This window comes from Floridaenema flaviceps BLCC-F50, assembly GCF_041929275.2.
In the GTDB taxonomy this organism is placed as follows: Bacteria; Cyanobacteriota; Cyanobacteriia; order Cyanobacteriales; family Aerosakkonemataceae; genus Floridanema; species Floridanema flaviceps.
On the sequence record NZ_JBHFNR020000001.1, the window covers coordinates 3,079,630 to 3,096,755 of the forward strand.

Here is a 17,126-nt window from a genome sequence, read left to right on the forward strand (position 1 = left end):
AATTTCAGAAAATAGTAGATTTTACATATTTTTATGCTCAAAAGATTCACCAAAATCAATAAGTATTTACCTCCAGCTAATCTGGTTATTACTAGCTGTATCACCGGATTAATAGCTACCGGAAGTCAATTGGGATTTTTTCGGATTGTAGAATGGGCGACGTTAGATCAATTTTTTCGTCTGCGTCCGCAAGAAGCTATAGATAACCGGATTGTTATTGTTACAATTGATGAGCCAGATATCAAATACGTGAAAAAATGGCCGATGTCAGATGCGGTCATGGCGCAAATATTACGCAATATTAAAGCACAACAACCAAGAGCGATCGCGATCGACATTATTCGAGACATCCCTGTAGAACCAGGACATCAAGAACTGGTGGAAATCTTTGAAAGTACCCCAAACTTGATCGGTGTGGAAAAAATTGCAGGTCAGTCTATCGCACCTCCACCAAGCCTAGAAAAACTTGGTCAAGTTGCTACAATTGACTTAGTTTTAGATCCTGATGGGAAAATCCGGCGCGGTATTGTTCTCTTAGGTAAAAATGGTACTTTAAGGCAGGGATTAGGGGTAAAATTAGCATTAAATTATTTAAAGAAAGAAGGAATTAAACTCAAAGCAATTAATCCAAAACAACATATTTATGGTTTAGGAAAAGCTACCTTTTCTCCGCTTTCTGGTAATGATGGGGAATACAACGAATCTGAGTTAGGAGGATATCAAATTCTGTTGAATTATCGGGGGGGAATGAATATTTTTCCCACTATTTCGATGACCGATGTGTTAGAAAATCGTATTCCTCCCGATCTTATGCGCGATCGCATCGTCTTCTTAGGCCCAAAAGCACCCAGTCTCCATGATGCTTTTTTAACTCCCTACAGTAGTAATAAATTTAATACTGTTGATTTAATGCCTGGAGTATTTATTCACGCCAATATTACTAGTCAAATCCTCAGTGCGGGTTTAGAAAATCGTCCAATGTTGCGGGCAACAGTCAAACCAATTAATTGGTTAATCATCTTTCTTTGGTCTGGATACAGCGCTACATTAGGTTCATTTTATATCCGCAATCGTTGGCTAAGTTTAGGAGGAATATTATTAGCAGGAGTAATTATTGTTAGCAGTTCCTACATCGCTTTTTTATTAGGTTGGCTAGTTCCTGTCTTTACTCCACTTTTAGCTGTGGTTGCTGCTGCCGTCGTCAGTATTGGTCAAGTTTTGTGGCAAAATCTAATGCTTTCTTACCGTCAATTAGAAGATTATGCTCGCAACTTAGAAGAAAAAGTTGAAGCTCGGACTCAAGAACTATTTTTAGAAAAAGAAAGATCCGAGAAGTTATTATTAAATATTTTACCTAAAAGCATTGCAGAAAAATTGAAAACCAACCAAAGTAGTATTGCTGAATATTTTGAAGAAGCGACTATTTTATTCTCAGATATTGTCGGTTTTACTCAAGTTTCTTCCCAAATATCTCCCATTGAGTTAGTGGAGTTACTCAATCAGATGTTTTCCCTATTTGATCGACTGACAGAAAAGTATAATTTAGAAAAAATTAAGACGATCGGGGATGCTTACATGGTGGTTGGTGGGCTACCAATTCCCCAAGAAAATCATGTTCAATTAGTTGCAGAAATGGCTTTAGAAATGCAACTTAAAATGCAAGAGTTACAGAATTATTCGGAAAATTCATTTCAAATTCGCGTCGGTATTCATTGCGGTCCCGTAGTTGCTGGCGTGATTGGTACGAAAAAATTTGTTTATGATTTATGGGGTGATACAGTTAATGTAGCATCCCGGATGGAATCCACTGGAACTCCCGGAAAAATTCATGTTAGCAGCAGCATTTATGAAAAACTCAAAGAGGAATTTATTTTTGAAAAAAGAGACATAATTACAGTAAAAGGCAAGGGAGAAATGCAAACTTACTGGTTAATTGGCAAAGGTGCTAACTTTTGACACTCTCGGATTTCATCCCCCGTTAAAGAGCGGTGTAACGGGGGCATTCATCCGACATTTGAGGTAAGCGATCGACCATAGATGAGATGTTTGCTATTTTAAGATCAAGATAACTTAGTTCAACATAGACGATCGCTCAATTGCTCGCAAAAGGAAGTACCATTATGTTTCTAGTTACTGGAGCCACTGGAGATTTAGGTCGCCGGATAGTGCGCTTATTATGCGATCGCATACAGCCAGTACGTTCATTTGTTCGTCTTACCTCACGTTATGGGGAATTAGAATACCGAGGTAGCGAAATATTTATCGGTGATTTACGGCAAGACAAAGATATTCACAAAGCTTGCGATTCAGTTAAATATATTATCAGCGCTCATGGTGGAGAGGGCAATCCTTCAGCAGTTGATTACCGAGCTAATATCGAATTAATTGACCAAGCAAAAGCGATCGGAGTCGAACATTTTGTCTTTATCTCTGTGCTGGGTGCCGATCGAGGATACGAAGATGCGCCGACTTTTAAAGCTAAACGAGAAGTAGAAAAATACTTACAATCTAGTGGATTAAATTACACTATTTTGCGTCCTTCAGGATTTGCTTCTAATGTTTTACAATTAGCAGAAAGATTCCGGGATACGGGGATTTATTTGTTAGTTGGAGACCCGAAAAATCGTTCTTCAATTGTCAGCACTGATGATTTAGCTCGGATTGCTGTGGAATCGGTGAATGTACCAGCAGCAAAAAACCAAATCTTTCCCGTTGGTGGGCCGCAAATTTTAGAAAGAGGCGAAATCCCGCAAATTTTTGGCAAGATTTTTAACCAAGAACCTTTTGTGGTTAATGTACCTTTGTTTTTATTTGATGGGGTGCGAAGTGCGATCGGTTTAGTTAGTCCTTTTACCAAAGATTCTTTAGGAACTCTGCGAGTATTACTGGGAAATGAATTCTTTTGTACCAGTGATGAAATTGCCAACTTGGAGTCAACTTTTAACTTCAAGTTAGAAACTTTGGAAATGTTTTTGCGCCGCTATTTGGGAGTGTGAATAGTTGGAAGTACTGCCATGTATGCAACATCTACAAAACCATTGACCTTTGAGGAATTTCTCGCCTGGGATGACGGTTCAGGCAGAGACTTTGAGTTACTTGATGGGGTTCCTGTGCCATTATCCGAACCAAATGCAAATCATGAGGATTTGATAGAGCGACTTTGTGCTTACCTCGAAGCTCACTGCTTAGAGGCGAATCTTCCTTATGTTTCTAGACAGTCTAAACAAGTTCGGCTCAAAACTAACCCAGACGAGAAAGAAAAAAGCCGTAAAGCAGATATTGTAATTTTTGCCAAAGAAGAGTGGCAGCGCATGAAAGGTAATTCTAGCTCTGCTGCTGCTTACGTTCCACCGCCAGGAGTCATTGAGGTAGTTAGCACAAATTGGAAAGATGACTATCTCACCAAACTCGCTGAATACGAGGATCTGGGAGTTTCAGAATACATAATTGTGGACTACGCTGCTTACGGCGGAATTCGTTTTATCGGTTCGCCGAAACAGCCAACAATTACGATTTATCAATTGGAGAATGGTGAATATCTGCCAGGTAAGATTTTTCGAGGGGACGATCGAATAGAGTCTCGCTTGTTTCCCAACTTAACTCTCACAGCCGAACAGATTTTTGCTATGAGCAGGTAAGCTGATGCAAGCGATCGTATTATTCAGATCTTGCACTCAAAGGAGGTAGAACCTCCTTTGTCCTCGTTTCCAGGTTGAACCTGGGAACGAATCGCACTCCTGATATCATTATAGCATAAAGGATAGCCAATAACCACCCATGAAAAGTGAAAGATTGTCGATTCGCCTCTCTCAAAGAAGGCATAATCGCTTAAGGCAGTACGCCGCATCTCAAGACAAGACGATTACCCAAGTAGTGTCTGACTGGATAGATACGCTGCCTGTCGATAAAAACTTCTCCAAGATAGATAAGTTTGATGAGGAATGAACAGGATTTTGGCTATTTAATCAAGCTCTGTTCCTTCCCCAGGTTTTTCAGACAATTATGATTGAGGGAAAATTGATTATACAGCTACAGTCATGTTATAGCTGGTGTTAGCTGTAGTGGTGTTGGTAAATACTTGGACAAAGTAAGAACCTGCCTCCAAGTTTTGTGTCAAAGTACCCAGGCTATTGTTAGAAGAAGTCACAACACCCAAAGTTTCTGTACTATCAAACTGACCATTGTTGTTAGTATCTCGGTAAAGGATGGCATACGCTGGATCGGTTGTACCGTTGAGTGAAAGGTTGAGATTCTGGTTACCATTTAAGACGAAGCGGTAGAAATCGAGGCGATCGGTACTGCCGACAAAATCACTTACCGTGCGACTACCGCTCAGAATACCTAGACTGAAAGCACTAGCTTGAGTACTTCCGGGATCTGTGGTGTTGGTAGAGGGAATGGTAGAAGGAGTCATTGCCAAAGTGTACAGGGTGTTACTTGCAGGGCTTTCAGTTAACACATCAATATGATAATAACCAGCACCCAAGGTCTTGTTAATGACTGCGGGAGTGGAAGCATTACCAGTAACACTAGCTATTTCTTCACCTGAATCAACTCGACCGTTATCATTAGTATCTGCAAAGAGTTTTAAAGTAGCATTATCACTCAATCCAGAAAGATTCAAGTTAAGATTAATTGGATCGACTACACGGAAGCCGTAATAGTCATCGCGATCGCTAGTTCCCACAAAATTGACGAAAGTTCCTTTAGCAATTAAAACTCCTACATCGTAAGCAGTATTAGAAACGTTACTCGGATCGGTGTCAGGAGAAACAGCTGGAGAACCTACTCGTCCTTCCCGAATCCCATTATTCAAGAAGTGTTGCAGTGCGGCTTGATAATTATTTCCAAAAGCTGCTCTCAAATCGCTATAAGTCGCTAAATAGTAATTTGGGTTGAAAAATTCTGAGGAAATTCTTCCTTCGCTCACACCATATTCTTTAAAGTGTTGATACAATTGCTCGTTATTGAACCCAACAGCAGCCAAATCAGTATTAACTGTCTTGTAAAAGTAGGGGCTGAACACCACTGAAGAACGCCGTCCTTCATTAGCACCAAAGTTTTCCAAATGGCTGAATAACTGCGCGTTAGTGGTTAACCCCGCCCGTCCTAAATCGGGATTGCTTTGGGCATAGTATTTGAGATTAACAAAAGCTGAAGGGACTCTTCCTTCGTTAATTCCAATGGTGCGGAAGTGGTTTTCTAGTTGTTCCGGGCTAGTTAAACCTGCTGCTGCTAAATCAGGATTCAGAGAAGCGTAAGTTTTAGCGTCAAAAAGATTGACAGCCATGATTTTTTCCTCCTAAAATGAAGGGTAAGCACTATATTTGTGAGAAAAAACACAAAGCATTTGGCAATGGCTATGTAATAAAAGCCTGCCATTTTTCATGTTGGTGATAAATGGAAGATGCGATGGCTCAAACTATGTTTTGTACACTAAGTATCCTTACATAACTATATATCATTGAAGGCTTTTTGGCGATTTAGTTAAAAGGAATACAGAATTTTTTAACAAAGTCAGTATGCGATCGGTTCTCCATAGATTTACCTAACCAAGGTGTGCTTTTGCTTTTGCTTTTGCACACCTATCTCTACAAACACCGATCGTACTATTCCAGAAAGTTACCAAGATTTACTAAAAGCCTGGAATAGTGGTCAGTGCGTCAGGATTAAAGCTAACAGGATGGCGACGATCGCGCCCACAAAAGTATTGATAGCATTAACTACTTCGTTAGTTAACCAGCTAACTTTTGTTTGGAGAGTGGCACCAATGACGCTTTCTAAGTTAGTGGCGACAAAGGCGGCGATGAGGCATAAACCGACACCTAGTAAATTAATTAAACCGACACCCCAAGCTAGGAGGGCGATCGCCACTGAACCGATGACTCCGGCTAAAGTTCCCTCTAAACTGACTGCACCTTCAGTTCCCCTGGCGACAGGTTGTAAAGTGGTAATCAAAAAAGTGCGTTTGCCGTATGCTTTGCCGACTTCACTGGCGCAGGTATCGGAAAGTTTGGTGCTAAAACTGGCGACATAACCAAGTAAAAGTAAAGGCTGTAAACTGGGGGGGAGGAGATTGGCACTAATGGCAGCTACGCCTAAAGCACAAAGGGCAGCTGTAGCCGCTGAGCCCCAAACATTTTCTGGCCCTCTGGCACCAGAACGCTTTTCGGCTATGCCTTCGGCTTCTTTTTGGGCCATACCGATGCGGGTGACAGCCGATCCTGCGAGGAAGTAAAACATAACGACTACGTAACCTTGCCAGCCGAGAGTTCCCCAAATCAGTACACCTAGTACCCAAGCGTGAAATAAACCAGCGGGAGTAAGTAGTTTTTTGGGGATTACCCAAGCGATCGATAATAAAACTGTGTTTAATCCCACTGCAATTAACCAGGGATTTAGAGAATTAATAGAATTAAACATTGAACACCAGCCTCCGGTGAAACAGTAGCTTATGAACCAAGTATTATTTCATCTTGCCTTTCCTGTCACTAACATTACCCAAACGAAAGAGTTTTACGTTGATGGTTTAGGGTGCGAAGTTGGTCGAGAAGCGGCAAATTCTTTAATTTTGAATCTTTACGGGCATCAGATCGTTGCTCATGTTACCAAAGAATTGCTTACCCCGCAAAAAGGGATTTATCCCAGACATTTTGGTTTAATTTTCACCCAAGAAGCAGACTGGGAAAATTTGTTAGCCAGGGCACAACAAAAGCAGCTGGGTTTTCATCAACAACCAAAACGGAGATTTGCGGGTTTACCCACCGAACATCGTACTTTCTTTTTAGAAGATCCGTTTTACAACTTTTTGGAATTTAAATATTACTGTCAATTTTCGGCAATTTTTGGGGAGGCGGAGTTTGCTCAAGTGGGTGATGCTGTCTGAGTGGTTCCGCAAGGGCTTCTGCTACTGCGGCAATTCCTTTAGGATCGGTAATCATCCAGGCATGAAAGGGAACTGGAACTTGCACATCTTTACCTACTAGCATTCGCGAACTAGTGGCAGGCACAATCATTAAATCATAAGGTGTCCAGATGGAAGTAAAATTAATGCGTTCCAACATGGAAAAATCACGATTTAAGTCGGCTAAAAATGGGCTATCTGGTCGCATTTGAATGCTGCCGGGACGAGCGACCAAATATGCTAAAACGGTGCCATGATGGGGTGAGGAAACGGTGATAAAGCGCTGTACGCGATCGATTCCCCCTAGCCTTTGAATATAGTAACGGCTGACAATTCCTCCCATACTAAACCCAACAATATCGATGGATTGTTCGGGGGGAAAAGTTTTTTCTACGTAATTAGCAATTTGTTTAGCTAAGTAGTCTAAAGGTTGAGCGCAGTTGTTGGGAGTTAAATCTATATCATGGACTGTCCAACCTTTTCTCGCTAATTGGGGAGCCATTTTAGAGAAAACTGAGGCAGTATCGTTCATGCCGTGAACTAAGAGTACGGGGTTAGGTTTAGTGGTAATGTTCATATTGTTTTCCAAGCATTATTTAATTTTAGTTTAGGGGACTGGGGACTGGCGACTAGGGTAGGGGCAATTCATGAATTGCCCCTACCCTAGTCCCCTAAACTATTCATTCATATTTCTGTAAGTTGCTACTGCCGAAGGAGATATACGGTTTAAATATCTGAAGATCCAATACTTAAACACCGTATCTAAAATTACTGGGAAAGTAGCAATAAACAAAAAGATAAAATCACGATTTTCTGGTAATCCTAAATGGCGGGCGACATTTTCTAACAACACTTCCCAACCATGAGGGGAATGAAAACCAACGAAGATGTCAGTTAATAGAATAATAATGAAAGCTTTGGCACTATCGCTAAGTCCATAGACAACTTCATCCATAAAAGATTTCAAAATTGCAATTTCTCGACGACTAAACATAATAATGACGACAAACATACCTAATGCTGCTAAGTCAGAAAACACATTTTTCACTGCATTAGCACTGGAACGTCGGGATTCTTCGGCTATTTCATTTGCTCTTTCTTGCAGCTTTTCTTCGATTTTTTCTGGTTCAAGTTTGGGTGTTCCTGAAATTAAATAATCAAATCTCAGCCGCTCCTCAAATTTTTTCAACTCTTCAAGGGCTTCTCGTTCTAAGTCTTCATTGATGAATATACTAATTTTGTTTTTCTCAATTAAGCTGTCAACTATTGGGCCTGCAACTGCCAATTTAAACAGTTGAAAACTTAACAAAGGTACAATAATTAAAGTTAAAATGAATCTTAGAGAAATCGCTGTTTTAGCTTTAGAACTCCGGTATTTTTTAATAACTTCCTGTTCTGATTCCGGGTCTAATTCCCTTTGAATTTTATTTAAAGTTGAAAAAATTGACCTGGGTAATACTCCAGTTTTATCAACAACGGTTTCAAATCTATTAGGCTCATCTTCAGGGACAGCAAACAGCTGCTTTTCATTGTTTAAACCCTCAGCAGCTATAGCTTCAGTACGTTCCAGTTTGTTATTATTTTTGGGAACTGGTATCAAAGAGGTAGATGAATTTTGAGCATTAATTCTGGGTTGTGGTCTGTACTTAGATATTACTTGGTCAATAAATTTCAGTTTTTCTAATGTTACTGTGACCTGCTCCGAGTTGGAGATTCTTTGGTAAGCTTTACCATTACCATCTGATGAGTTTACTTGCGATTTAGCGATTTTTTGACTGGTAATTAAATTGAGGAAAGAATTACTAGCTTTAAATTCTCGCAGACGATTAGAGGCAATAGTTAAATTTTGTCTTAATTCTGACAGAAAATAGGCTTTAACACTATCGCTGTAGTCAGTTTGATTGGCGGAAATTTTCTTGCCTTCAAAATATTCGTCTTCAATGGCTTTAATTTGTAAAGCGGCATTGTATGCTTGTTCTAAGGCTCTTTCTGGGGTGTCAAAGTACCAATCTCTCACCGATCGTACTAACCCTTGAATTGAAGTAAAAATGCTGTTAATCATGACACAGAGGGTTGTAAAATTTGTCTTTTAGTTGTAGTAGAGGTGTTTTTATAGATTAAGTTTTTTCAATGTATGTGGTATGATAACAGATTCGACGGAGGAGAAACGGTGTTTTCTGAATCTCTTTGGATTTCTGGCTCTAGCCGTAGTGGAAAAACAGCACGTTTGATAGAGCAGTTTTGCCATTGGTCAGAGTTAGGTTTTGATTTAGCGAATGTAGGCGCGGGAGATACTTTGGCGGGTGGAAGAGTTTCTTTAAGGAAACGTCGTTTAATTGCCAAGCAAGGTGTCCCAGCAGTTTTAGTGTTTGCGGCTAATGGAGATAATCGCATTGAATTGACCGATCGCATCGCTATCGCCAAACCTAATTTAGCAGTACAAACTACCACACCTTTAGCTTTTTTTGAAAATGAAATAATTTTATTTTGGCCTCTATTAATTCAACAGTTGAACTTGCCTGCACAATTTCCCTTGCGTCTACGTCCAGAGGCGGAACAAGAGTTTGCGACTGGGCTATGGCGACCGGAATTAGACCAGGGAATTGCGGTAAAAATGGGGGTGAATGAATATCGTTTGGTGCGGCGTGCTTTGGACTTGTTGCTATTAGCAGGTTTAAGCGGTACACCGATCGAAGACCTACCGCAAATTTTAGAACAAGGTTTTCCCAATGAGGAAGAAAATGACGATTCTGACGCAATTAATACAGTGGCAATTCCCCAAGAAATGCTACTGCGTTGGCGAGACTGGTGTTGGCAAAAAGGTTTATTAACTTACGGAATTATTGCAGAGTTATATTGGCGATATTTATTACCTAATCAAACTTATCAGCAGCATTTAAAGCGACGTTATCGGTTAATTTTAGCGGATGATGTAGATGATTATCCAGCGATCGCAGGCGATCTTTTTGAGTTTTTGTTAAGTAATGGTGCTATTGGCGCGTTTACTTTTAATCCTGAAGGAAGAGTTAGATTAGGTTTAGGTGCTGACCCTGATTATATAGCAAATTTAGCTTCCCGTTGTCGAGTGGAAAGGTTAACTAATCGACCTGTAGAATCTTTAGCAGATACTTGGGGAATGACATTAGTAGAAGCTGTCAGCGATCCGATGTTGATGTTTAATTTGCCGTCAGAAATCAAGTCGATTCAAACAACTTCGCGATCGCAATTATTACGCCAAACAGCGGAAGTAATTATTGATGCAGTTAATTCGGGAAAAGTTAAACCGCAAGAAGTGGCGGTAATTGCACCTGGTTTGGATGCGATCGCACGTTATACTTTAATCGAAATTCTTTCTAGTAAAGGTGTTGAAGTTGAATCTTTAAACGATCAACGTGCTTTAGCTAGTTCGCCAATTATCCGCGCTTTACTAACTTTATTAGCTTTAGTTTATCCGGGTTTAGGGAGGTTGGTAGATCGAAATGCGATCGCGGAAATGTTAATTGTTTTAAGTGCTAGGCAAGTACATAGCGGAGAACCTAATTCGCCATCTAAAATTGAACATTGGATCGATCCTGTGCGTGCAGGTTTACTAGCTGATTATTGTTATAAACCAGACCTAGAATTACCTGAATTATTACCTGTAAAAACCTTTGCGCGTTGGGATAGATTGGGGTATCGTGCGACTCAAGCTTACTTAGAAATTGTGCAGTGGTTGTCAGAACAGCGATCGCAACAAGAACAGCATCTTATTCCTAATCCAGTTTACATTTTAGACAGAGCAATTCAACGCTTTCTTTGGCATGGTAGCTATCTTCCCTACGACCAATTATCAGCATTGCGAGAATTAATTGAAACTGCTCAACAATACTGGGAAGTTGATGCCAGAATGCGAAAAATTGAAACTAGTAATACCTTACCAAATACTACCATTGGTCGCTTTATTCAATTGCTCAGAAGTGGGACAATTACTGCTAATCCTTACCCAATAAGACTATTTGGAATTACTAAGCAAGCGGTCACTTTAGCTAATATTTTCCAATACCGTTCTAGCCGGAGATTTCATAAGTGGCAATTTTGGTTAGATGCAGGTTCGCCACTGTGGTTAAGTGGAGGTGCAGCAAACTTATTTGGCGCACAATTATTTTTGCAAAATCGCTTTGGTCAACCTTGGACAACGGAAGATGAAAATAGAGAAGGTGAGTCAAGATTACGACGAATTTTAATAGATTTGCTCAGTCGTACAGGGGAGCAACTTTACTTGTGTCATAGTGATTTAGCTGTGAATGGACAAGAACAAAATGGCCCTTTGGTAACATTAATAAATGCAGCGGTTCCTGTGCTAGCCGTACAATCAAATGAATTTAGGTAAGAATGCGATCGCACTTTACAAATAAAAAGAGCGATCGCATTTTGGGAGAGTAAGCTTTTAATTACTAAAACTGAAAGGTTTATGTGGTTATGAAATCTCTTGTTGAGAGTTGAATACTGCCATTAGATGTCGAAACACCCAAAACCACAGCCACAACTTCACTAGTATTACTACTCAAAACAATAGCTGTATCGTTACTGGAATAGCCATACAGACTACCAGATCGCAACTGATATTGACTGAGACTTCCTTGGACTTTGATCTTATCACCCTGCGAACTTGAAAAGTCTTGAATGACAGCCCAACTGTTACCTAAGTAGCCTTTTCCGTAATAATCACCAATGACGAAAGTATCTGCACCTCCATCACCGCGTAAATAATCAACTTCCCCATTTCCGCTTAAGCCACTATAGTAAAAACCATCTAAAACATCGTTACCTGCACCGCCAATCACAGTATCATTTCCAGTACCGCCATATAATAAATCATTACCGTCATTGCCATAAACAATGTCATTGCCACTGTCGCCTCTTAGGGTGTCACTTCCGCCTGCTCCACTTATCGTGTCATTTCCACCTAAAGCGTTAATATTGTCGTTACCCGCACCTCCCATAATGTTGTCATTGCCTGCTGTGGGAGTACTAGGAGGAGTACCTCCTGTTGATGATGGGATTGTTACAAATTTCGCAGTATTAAAAGCAGTCGTACCAAGAGAAATTGTGCGGGAGTTGAAACCTGGTTTGCTCCAGTTTGCTTCCGAAATAACAAATGAACCGTCTGAGTTAACTTTTTCAACAAAACCTACATGACCGACGGAACCTGCTCCCGCTTGCAAGGGGTCCCAAACAACAAAACTGTTAGCTTTTACTTGCTTAGTCCATCCTAAATTATCATCCCACTGACCTGCATTACCAAAATATTTTGCGCCGAAGCCTTGATTATTTTGAAATAACCCTTTTTCAATGGCACGACCATAAGCAAATTCAGTACACCAAAAAGTCGAATCGTTGTTTCCAGCAACAATTTTATTGCCTGCGGCTTGATAGTTAATGGAATTAAGGTTAATTCCGAAATCAGATGGATTTGGCATAGGTTTTTCCTTCCTTACTGTGTGGGATTTGTCTGGTAAATCAAATGCAAAGTTATGCGCTTCACTTCACCCATTTTTCACTTACTTAGTGTGGATTTCATAGTGAACGAAACTTGAGATTAAACTGTATGAGATTAATCAAATCCTGGTAAGCGCGATCGCGTTATTGTCTAATTTATCTAAACAGTAGTAATGCGTTCACACCTAGTTTTAGACGTTCATCAAATTCTCAAATCTCCTAGTTGATGAAGAAATTAGCTTTCCTAACACAATTTAATATAATTAATAAAAAAAATTTATCAATCGTGGCTTCCACTGAAATTTATTTCTGAGTTTTGTGAAGTTCTCTTAAAATCTCCTCTTAAAAGCTTTAAAAATAATAGATAGCCAAAAAACATAAGTAACTCTACTTACGTAATTTAATCCCTAAGTGTCTTCTCTTAAGCATAAATTTGGTAATAGAAAAATGATTTCGCCTTACTAATCCATTATTCGTAAAATTATCTATGAGCGAATTTATTATGCAATGGTCATACAAAAGAAAAACTTCCTTAGAAAAAAGCCCTAAGAGAAGTGAGTTTAGTTTGTTGCTTGAAAAAACATTTAAATGCTTAATCAATCCTTTATTCAGTTTCTCTATCTACCTCGAACTTAGCCAATCTTTAATTTCTTGTGCTAACCAGAGACATTCGATCGCACTCAACCCCAAACCAAAAGAATACCTTTTATCGATCGTTTGAATAGTCACCATTTCTTCTTCTTTACCATTAGCTTGAAAAGAATAGTTATGACTAATTTGGACGCTTTGAAAAACATCTTGAATATCGGAAATATAACCTTTTTTCTGATTATTACAGTGATTAAATAGCCATTTTTCTATTAAAAAACTTTGACCTTTTAAAGTGATTGTTTGATAGCCAAATTTATTGAGTAAAAAGCCATAGCCTAACAAAAGCCAAAGTGACAATAACATACTGTATAAGCTGAAAGAAAAAACAGAAGCATCGAGCATTGCTTGGAGAATTAGCACCATACTAGCAAAACTAAATTGAGCCAACAATAATATGATGATTACAGTTCCTACTGCTTCTCCTAAACCTAGTTTACGGTTAGGTAGTTTAATAAATAAAGTATGTTGAGAACGATTAATTTTAATTCTATTATCTTGAGGCTGAGTAACTTTTTTGACTGGGAGACTATACGCACGATTATTTTTTAATGCTTTCAAAGCTTCTTCGGCTTTAGAAAAACGTTTTTCTACCGATGGTTCTGTGAGTTTTTCAATCCATTGGATAAATTTGAGGTTAGCGTTAGTACGATCGCTAAAATGAATCCGTAAATCTCTTTGTGGTAAATCTGCGGGAGAAGTTCCTGTTAATAAATGAATTAAAGTTGCTCCCAGTGCATATAAATCAGAAGCGGGAACTGTTCTTCCGCCAAATTGTTCTAGCGGTGCATAACCATAAGTTCCTACAACAGTAAAAGTTGCTCCTTCAGTGGCTGCTTTGTCTTGAACTGCACCGAAATCTACTAAATATATCTGTTTGTTTTCCCCTAAAATTACATTACTAGGTTTAATATCTCGGTGGAAAACTGGGGGATTTAATTCATGTAAATAAGTTAAAATATTTAATAATGACTCAGCAATTTGGCGCACTTCTTTTTCGGAGAATTTCTTTCCCATTTTCAACAAATCTTTTAAAGATGCGCCAGGAATGTATTCTTGCACTAAACCAAACCACAATACGCGATCGTCAACGGAAAAATAATCTCGATATTGGGGAATTTGGGGATGTTTTAAATGTTTGAGAATTTGCGCTTCTCGTTCAAACAACTTTAAGTCATCCCATTGAATATCGCCGCCAAAAGCTAGGAGTTTCACAATCACTTTTTCGGAAGGCTTATTTTTTAAGTCTTCTGCTAACCAGGTTTGTCTTCCAGCATTTTGACCTAACTTTTCTTTTAGCTGGTAACGTCCTTGCAAAACTTGTTCTACTTGCAGCATATTTCCCATTCCCTTTGGCAATTACTCAATTCTATCTTGTGGTTGTCCGGGTGTATCTATACTATTGACAAAAGTATAAACAATGCCAAAAACCACGAAAAAGCTTAAAGCAAAACCGCTCAAAGATAATAATACTAATCGACCATAATTGACTGGTTTATTAAAATTATTATACTTATCTATTGAAAAATCTCTCCTGACTAAAACAGGTTCTTGTAAAGCTTTTAATGCTTCTCTAGCGGAATTGAAGCGCTTTTCTGCTGCTGAGGCTGTCAGTTTTTCTAACCAACTGTTAAAGCCGGGACTTAAGAGGATTTTATCAGCAAATTCAATTCGCATTTGTTGTGTCAGATCGGTTGGAGGAATACCTGTTAATAAATGAATTAAAGTTGCTCCCAGCGCATACAAATCTGAGGCGGGAACTGCTTTTCCCCATAATTGTTCCGGGGGAACATAACCATTGGTACCAACTACAGTAAAGGTAACTCCTTCGGCTTTTGCTTTGTCTTGAACTGCACCAAAATCTACTAAATAAATTTGGCGGTCTTTTCCTAAAATTAAGTTACTAGGTTTAATATCTCGGTGCAATACTGGCGGACTTAATTCATGTAAGTAAATTAAAATTTCTAAGATTTGGATCGCAAAAGAACGTACTTCTGGGGGATAAAATTTTCTTCTTTGGTTGAGCATTTCTTGTAAGGAAGTACCCGGAATATAATTCTGCACTAAGCCAAACCAAAGTAACCCGGTATTTGTTTGTTCATCAATAGAAAAATAATCAAGGTATTGGGGAATTTTTGGATGATTTAGATTAGCTAGGACTTGAGCTTCTCTTTCAAAAAGTTGTATTTCTTGCCAATCTATTTGGGGACTAACAGCTAATAATTTGACAATTACTAACTGTTTTGATTCGGATAAAATGTCTTCTGCTAACCAAGTTTGTCGTCCGGCATTTTTGCCTAATTGCTTTTTTAGTTGATAGCGATCGCTTAAAATTACTTGAGTATCTAGCATTAGCTTTTCCTCTGTTTAGATTTGCTCAATCCAGTCTTGCATTTGTTGACTTAACCACTGACGTTCTGTTTCATTCAACTCTTGACCAAAACCGTATTTAAAAAAGTTAGTTTCCAGAATTATTCCCTGATATTTTATGAGTTTTACTTGCTTAACTTGAGCAGTTTCTAAGTGATGTCGCCAATAAGTCCAACCCCATAATTTCTGTTCTAATACAAACTTTTTGCGATCGCCAAAGATGCAGTAATCTGATACTCTTATTTTACGAAACCGAAAGTGAGATAGTAATTTAAATAATTCTTTGCTCAAAGATGAGCTAAATTTTTCCATAATCATAAATGTAAAAAATAGCATAGTCACTAGTACAAAGGCTAAAGAAAAGTTTAAATAATTGATAAGAATAGCACTTAAAATTACAGCCAGCGAGCTACCCAATAACAGAAAGACAACTAAAAGGCTGAAAAAAGACGAGCCGGCTAAAATTAATTTTAAAAATAAGGCGATCGCATCGAGAAAAATCCAAAATCCTCGTCCCGCAATTTCCACTTTTAACTGAGTAGGAGATTGCCAAAGTTGAACTTTACTCTCAGGAAATAGCGAAATTTTCTGTAGCGGTGCGTTTAGATAACGATTAGCTTTTAAATCAGTTAAAGCTGCTTGTGCAGTTTGATAACGTTGACTTAAATCTGGTGCGGTGAGTGCTTCAATCCAATAAACAAAGTTAGGATTAATACTAATGCGATCGCGAAATTGAATCTTTAAATTCTTTTGGGGTAAATCAGCAGGCATAACACCTGTTAAAATATGAATTAAAGTTGCACCGAACGAGTAAAGATCGGAAGCTGGAACTGCACGTCCCCAAAATTGTTCTAAAGGCGCATAACCCGCCGTACCCACAACAGTAAAAGTCACACCTTCCATCGCACCTTGTTCTTGAACCGCACCAAAATCTACTAAATATATTTTGCGATCTTCCCCTAAAATTAAATTACTCGGTTTAATATCGCGATGCAACACAGGCGGCGAAAGTTCGTGCAAATAACAGAGAATTTTTAAGAGTTGAGCAGCTAGCGATCGCACTTCTTTTTCGGTAAAATGCCTCCCAGAATCCAACAAATTTTGCAGCGACTTTCCCGGAATATAATCTTGCACCAAAGCAAACCAGTATAAACCAGAACCAGCCTGTTTATCTATAGAAAAATAATCCCGATATTTGGGAATACGGGGATGAGAAAGATTTTTTAAGACTTGCGCTTCCCGTTCAAAAAGTTTAAAATCTTCCCATTGCATTTCCGGGCTAAAAGCCAAGAATTTAACGATTACTTTTTCCTCCGGCGACGCACTTTGATCTATAGCAATCCAAGTTTGTCTTCCCGCATTCTGCGCTAAACATTCTTGCAGTTCGTATCTTCCCTCTAGCAACTTCCCTGCTTGCAGCATCACCACTCCTTGCAGACCTATTCTTTACTAATTTACCTGCAAATGCGAAAATCAGGTTCGTTGTGAGCACTTTAGTGCTCTGCTTATCGAAGACTAGGACTAAAGTCCTTACAACGAACTAGGACTAAAGTCCTTACAACGAACTAGGACTAAAGTCCTTACAACGAACTAGGACTAAAGTCCTTACAACGAACTAGGACTAAAGTCCTTACAACGAACTAGGACTAAAGTCCAACAACGAACTAGGACTAAAGTCCTTACAACGAACTAGGACTAAAGTCCTTACAACGAACTAGGACTTTAG

13 protein-coding genes and 1 pseudogene are annotated in these 17,126 nt (G+C 39.0%); 6 read left to right on the forward strand and 8 right to left on the reverse strand.

Features of this window, described 5'->3' with window-relative positions; genetic code table 11:
* Nucleotides 1–33 precede the first annotated feature (33 nt).
* The 4 genes from ACE1CI_RS14855 (at nt 34) to ACE1CI_RS14870 (ending at nt 3,945) form a co-directional block, all read left to right on the forward strand.
* Nucleotides 34–1,956 (forward strand): adenylate/guanylate cyclase domain-containing protein, encoded by a 1,923-nt coding sequence (locus ACE1CI_RS14855; RefSeq protein ID WP_496615485.1) that lies wholly within the window; start codon nt 34–36, stop codon nt 1,954–1,956.
* A 164-nt stretch (nt 1,957–2,120) separates the two neighbouring features.
* Nucleotides 2,121–2,996: an SDR family oxidoreductase gene (locus ACE1CI_RS14860; protein ID WP_413261602.1), complete on the forward strand. Its 876-nt coding sequence runs from the start codon at nt 2,121–2,123 to the stop codon at nt 2,994–2,996.
* Nucleotides 2,997–3,014: 18 nt separating this feature from the next.
* Nucleotides 3,015–3,638, forward strand: coding sequence for a Uma2 family endonuclease (locus tag ACE1CI_RS14865; RefSeq protein ID WP_413261601.1), 624 nt, complete (start codon nt 3,015–3,017; stop codon nt 3,636–3,638).
* A 139-nt stretch (nt 3,639–3,777) separates the two neighbouring features.
* Nucleotides 3,778–3,945, forward strand: coding sequence for a hypothetical protein (locus ACE1CI_RS14870; RefSeq protein WP_413261600.1), 168 nt, complete (start codon nt 3,778–3,780; stop codon nt 3,943–3,945).
* A 76-nt stretch (nt 3,946–4,021) separates the two neighbouring features.
* Here the strand turns inward: ACE1CI_RS14870 and ACE1CI_RS14875 are convergent, their stop codons facing one another.
* Together ACE1CI_RS14875 and ACE1CI_RS14880 are read right to left on the reverse strand one after the other, a co-directional pair.
* Nucleotides 4,022–5,290 carry a pre-peptidase C-terminal domain-containing protein gene (locus ACE1CI_RS14875; RefSeq protein WP_413261599.1) on the reverse strand — a complete coding sequence of 423 codons (1,269 nt, stop codon included), beginning with the start codon at nt 5,288–5,290 and terminating at the stop codon, nt 4,022–4,024.
* Nucleotides 5,291–5,655: 365 nt separating this feature from the next.
* Entirely contained in the window at nt 5,656–6,423 is a 768-nt protein-coding gene (locus ACE1CI_RS14880; protein ID WP_413261598.1) for a TIGR00297 family protein, read from the reverse strand.
* A 31-nt stretch (nt 6,424–6,454) separates the two neighbouring features.
* Between ACE1CI_RS14880 and ACE1CI_RS14885 the strand changes: the two genes are divergently transcribed.
* A complete protein-coding gene (locus tag ACE1CI_RS14885; protein WP_413261597.1) occupies nt 6,455–6,886 on the forward strand; it encodes a VOC family protein in 432 nt (143 codons plus the stop codon).
* Here ACE1CI_RS14885 and ACE1CI_RS14890 read toward each other — a convergent pair.
* Together ACE1CI_RS14890 and ACE1CI_RS14895 are read right to left on the reverse strand one after the other, a co-directional pair.
* Nucleotides 6,816–7,481, reverse strand: a complete 666-nt coding sequence (locus tag ACE1CI_RS14890; protein ID WP_413261596.1) for an esterase/lipase family protein — start codon at nt 7,479–7,481, stop codon at nt 6,816–6,818. The genes ACE1CI_RS14885 and ACE1CI_RS14890 overlap by 71 nt on opposite strands.
* A 99-nt stretch (nt 7,482–7,580) precedes the next feature.
* Entirely contained in the window at nt 7,581–8,966 is a 1,386-nt protein-coding gene (locus tag ACE1CI_RS14895; protein ID WP_413261595.1) for a proton extrusion protein PcxA, read from the reverse strand.
* 108 nt (nt 8,967–9,074) lie between these two features.
* Here ACE1CI_RS14895 and ACE1CI_RS14900 point away from each other — a divergent pair, with 108 nt between their 5' ends.
* Nucleotides 9,075–11,273 carry a recombinase family protein gene (locus ACE1CI_RS14900; RefSeq protein ID WP_413261594.1) on the forward strand — a complete coding sequence of 733 codons (2,199 nt, stop codon included), beginning with the start codon at nt 9,075–9,077 and terminating at the stop codon, nt 11,271–11,273.
* A gap of 79 nt (nt 11,274–11,352) precedes the next feature.
* Here the strand turns inward: ACE1CI_RS14900 and ACE1CI_RS14905 are convergent, their stop codons facing one another.
* From ACE1CI_RS14905 to ACE1CI_RS14920, 4 genes and pseudogenes are all read right to left on the reverse strand, one after another.
* Nucleotides 11,353–12,363 carry a CHAP domain-containing protein gene (locus tag ACE1CI_RS14905; protein ID WP_496615486.1) on the reverse strand — a complete coding sequence of 337 codons (1,011 nt, stop codon included), beginning with the start codon at nt 12,361–12,363 and terminating at the stop codon, nt 11,353–11,355.
* 640 nt (nt 12,364–13,003) lie between these two features.
* A complete protein-coding gene (locus ACE1CI_RS14910) occupies nt 13,004–14,368 on the reverse strand; it encodes a serine/threonine protein kinase (RefSeq protein WP_413261592.1) in 1,365 nt (454 codons plus the stop codon).
* Between the two features lie 213 nt (nt 14,369–14,581).
* Nucleotides 14,582–15,382: pseudogene (locus ACE1CI_RS14915) on the reverse strand (serine/threonine protein kinase); the annotation flags it as partial.
* Nucleotides 15,383–15,397: 15 nt separating this feature from the next.
* Nucleotides 15,398–16,822 (reverse strand): serine/threonine protein kinase, encoded by a 1,425-nt coding sequence (locus tag ACE1CI_RS14920; protein ID WP_413261590.1) that lies wholly within the window; start codon nt 16,820–16,822, stop codon nt 15,398–15,400.
* Nucleotides 16,823–17,126: the final 304 nt, after the last annotated feature.

Bases quoted from the DNA above. Each gene is read 5' to 3' on its own strand.
- ACE1CI_RS14855 (WP_496615485.1), top strand. From the start codon at position 34: ATGCTCAAAAGATTCACCAAAATCAATAAGTATTTACCTCCAGCTAAT.
- ACE1CI_RS14860 (WP_413261602.1), top strand. From the start codon at position 2,121: ATGTTTCTAGTTACTGGAGCCACTGGAGATTTAGGTCGCCGGATAGTG.
- ACE1CI_RS14885 (WP_413261597.1), top strand. From the start codon at position 6,455: ATGAACCAAGTATTATTTCATCTTGCCTTTCCTGTCACTAACATTACC.
- ACE1CI_RS14875 (WP_413261599.1), bottom strand. From the start codon at position 5,290: ATGGCTGTCAATCTTTTTGACGCTAAAACTTACGCTTCTCTGAATCCT.
- ACE1CI_RS14910 (WP_413261592.1), bottom strand. From the start codon at position 14,368: ATGCTGCAAGTAGAACAAGTTTTGCAAGGACGTTACCAGCTAAAAGAA.
- ACE1CI_RS14920 (WP_413261590.1), bottom strand. From the start codon at position 16,822: ATGCTGCAAGCAGGGAAGTTGCTAGAGGGAAGATACGAACTGCAAGAA.
- ACE1CI_RS14870 (WP_413261600.1), top strand. From the start codon at position 3,778: ATGAAAAGTGAAAGATTGTCGATTCGCCTCTCTCAAAGAAGGCATAAT.
- ACE1CI_RS14895 (WP_413261595.1), bottom strand. From the start codon at position 8,966: ATGATTAACAGCATTTTTACTTCAATTCAAGGGTTAGTACGATCGGTG.
- ACE1CI_RS14905 (WP_496615486.1), bottom strand. From the start codon at position 12,363: ATGCCAAATCCATCTGATTTCGGAATTAACCTTAATTCCATTAACTAT.
- ACE1CI_RS14890 (WP_413261596.1), bottom strand. From the start codon at position 7,481: ATGAACATTACCACTAAACCTAACCCCGTACTCTTAGTTCACGGCATG.
- ACE1CI_RS14880 (WP_413261598.1), bottom strand. From the start codon at position 6,423: ATGTTTAATTCTATTAATTCTCTAAATCCCTGGTTAATTGCAGTGGGA.
- ACE1CI_RS14865 (WP_413261601.1), top strand. From the start codon at position 3,015: ATGTATGCAACATCTACAAAACCATTGACCTTTGAGGAATTTCTCGCC.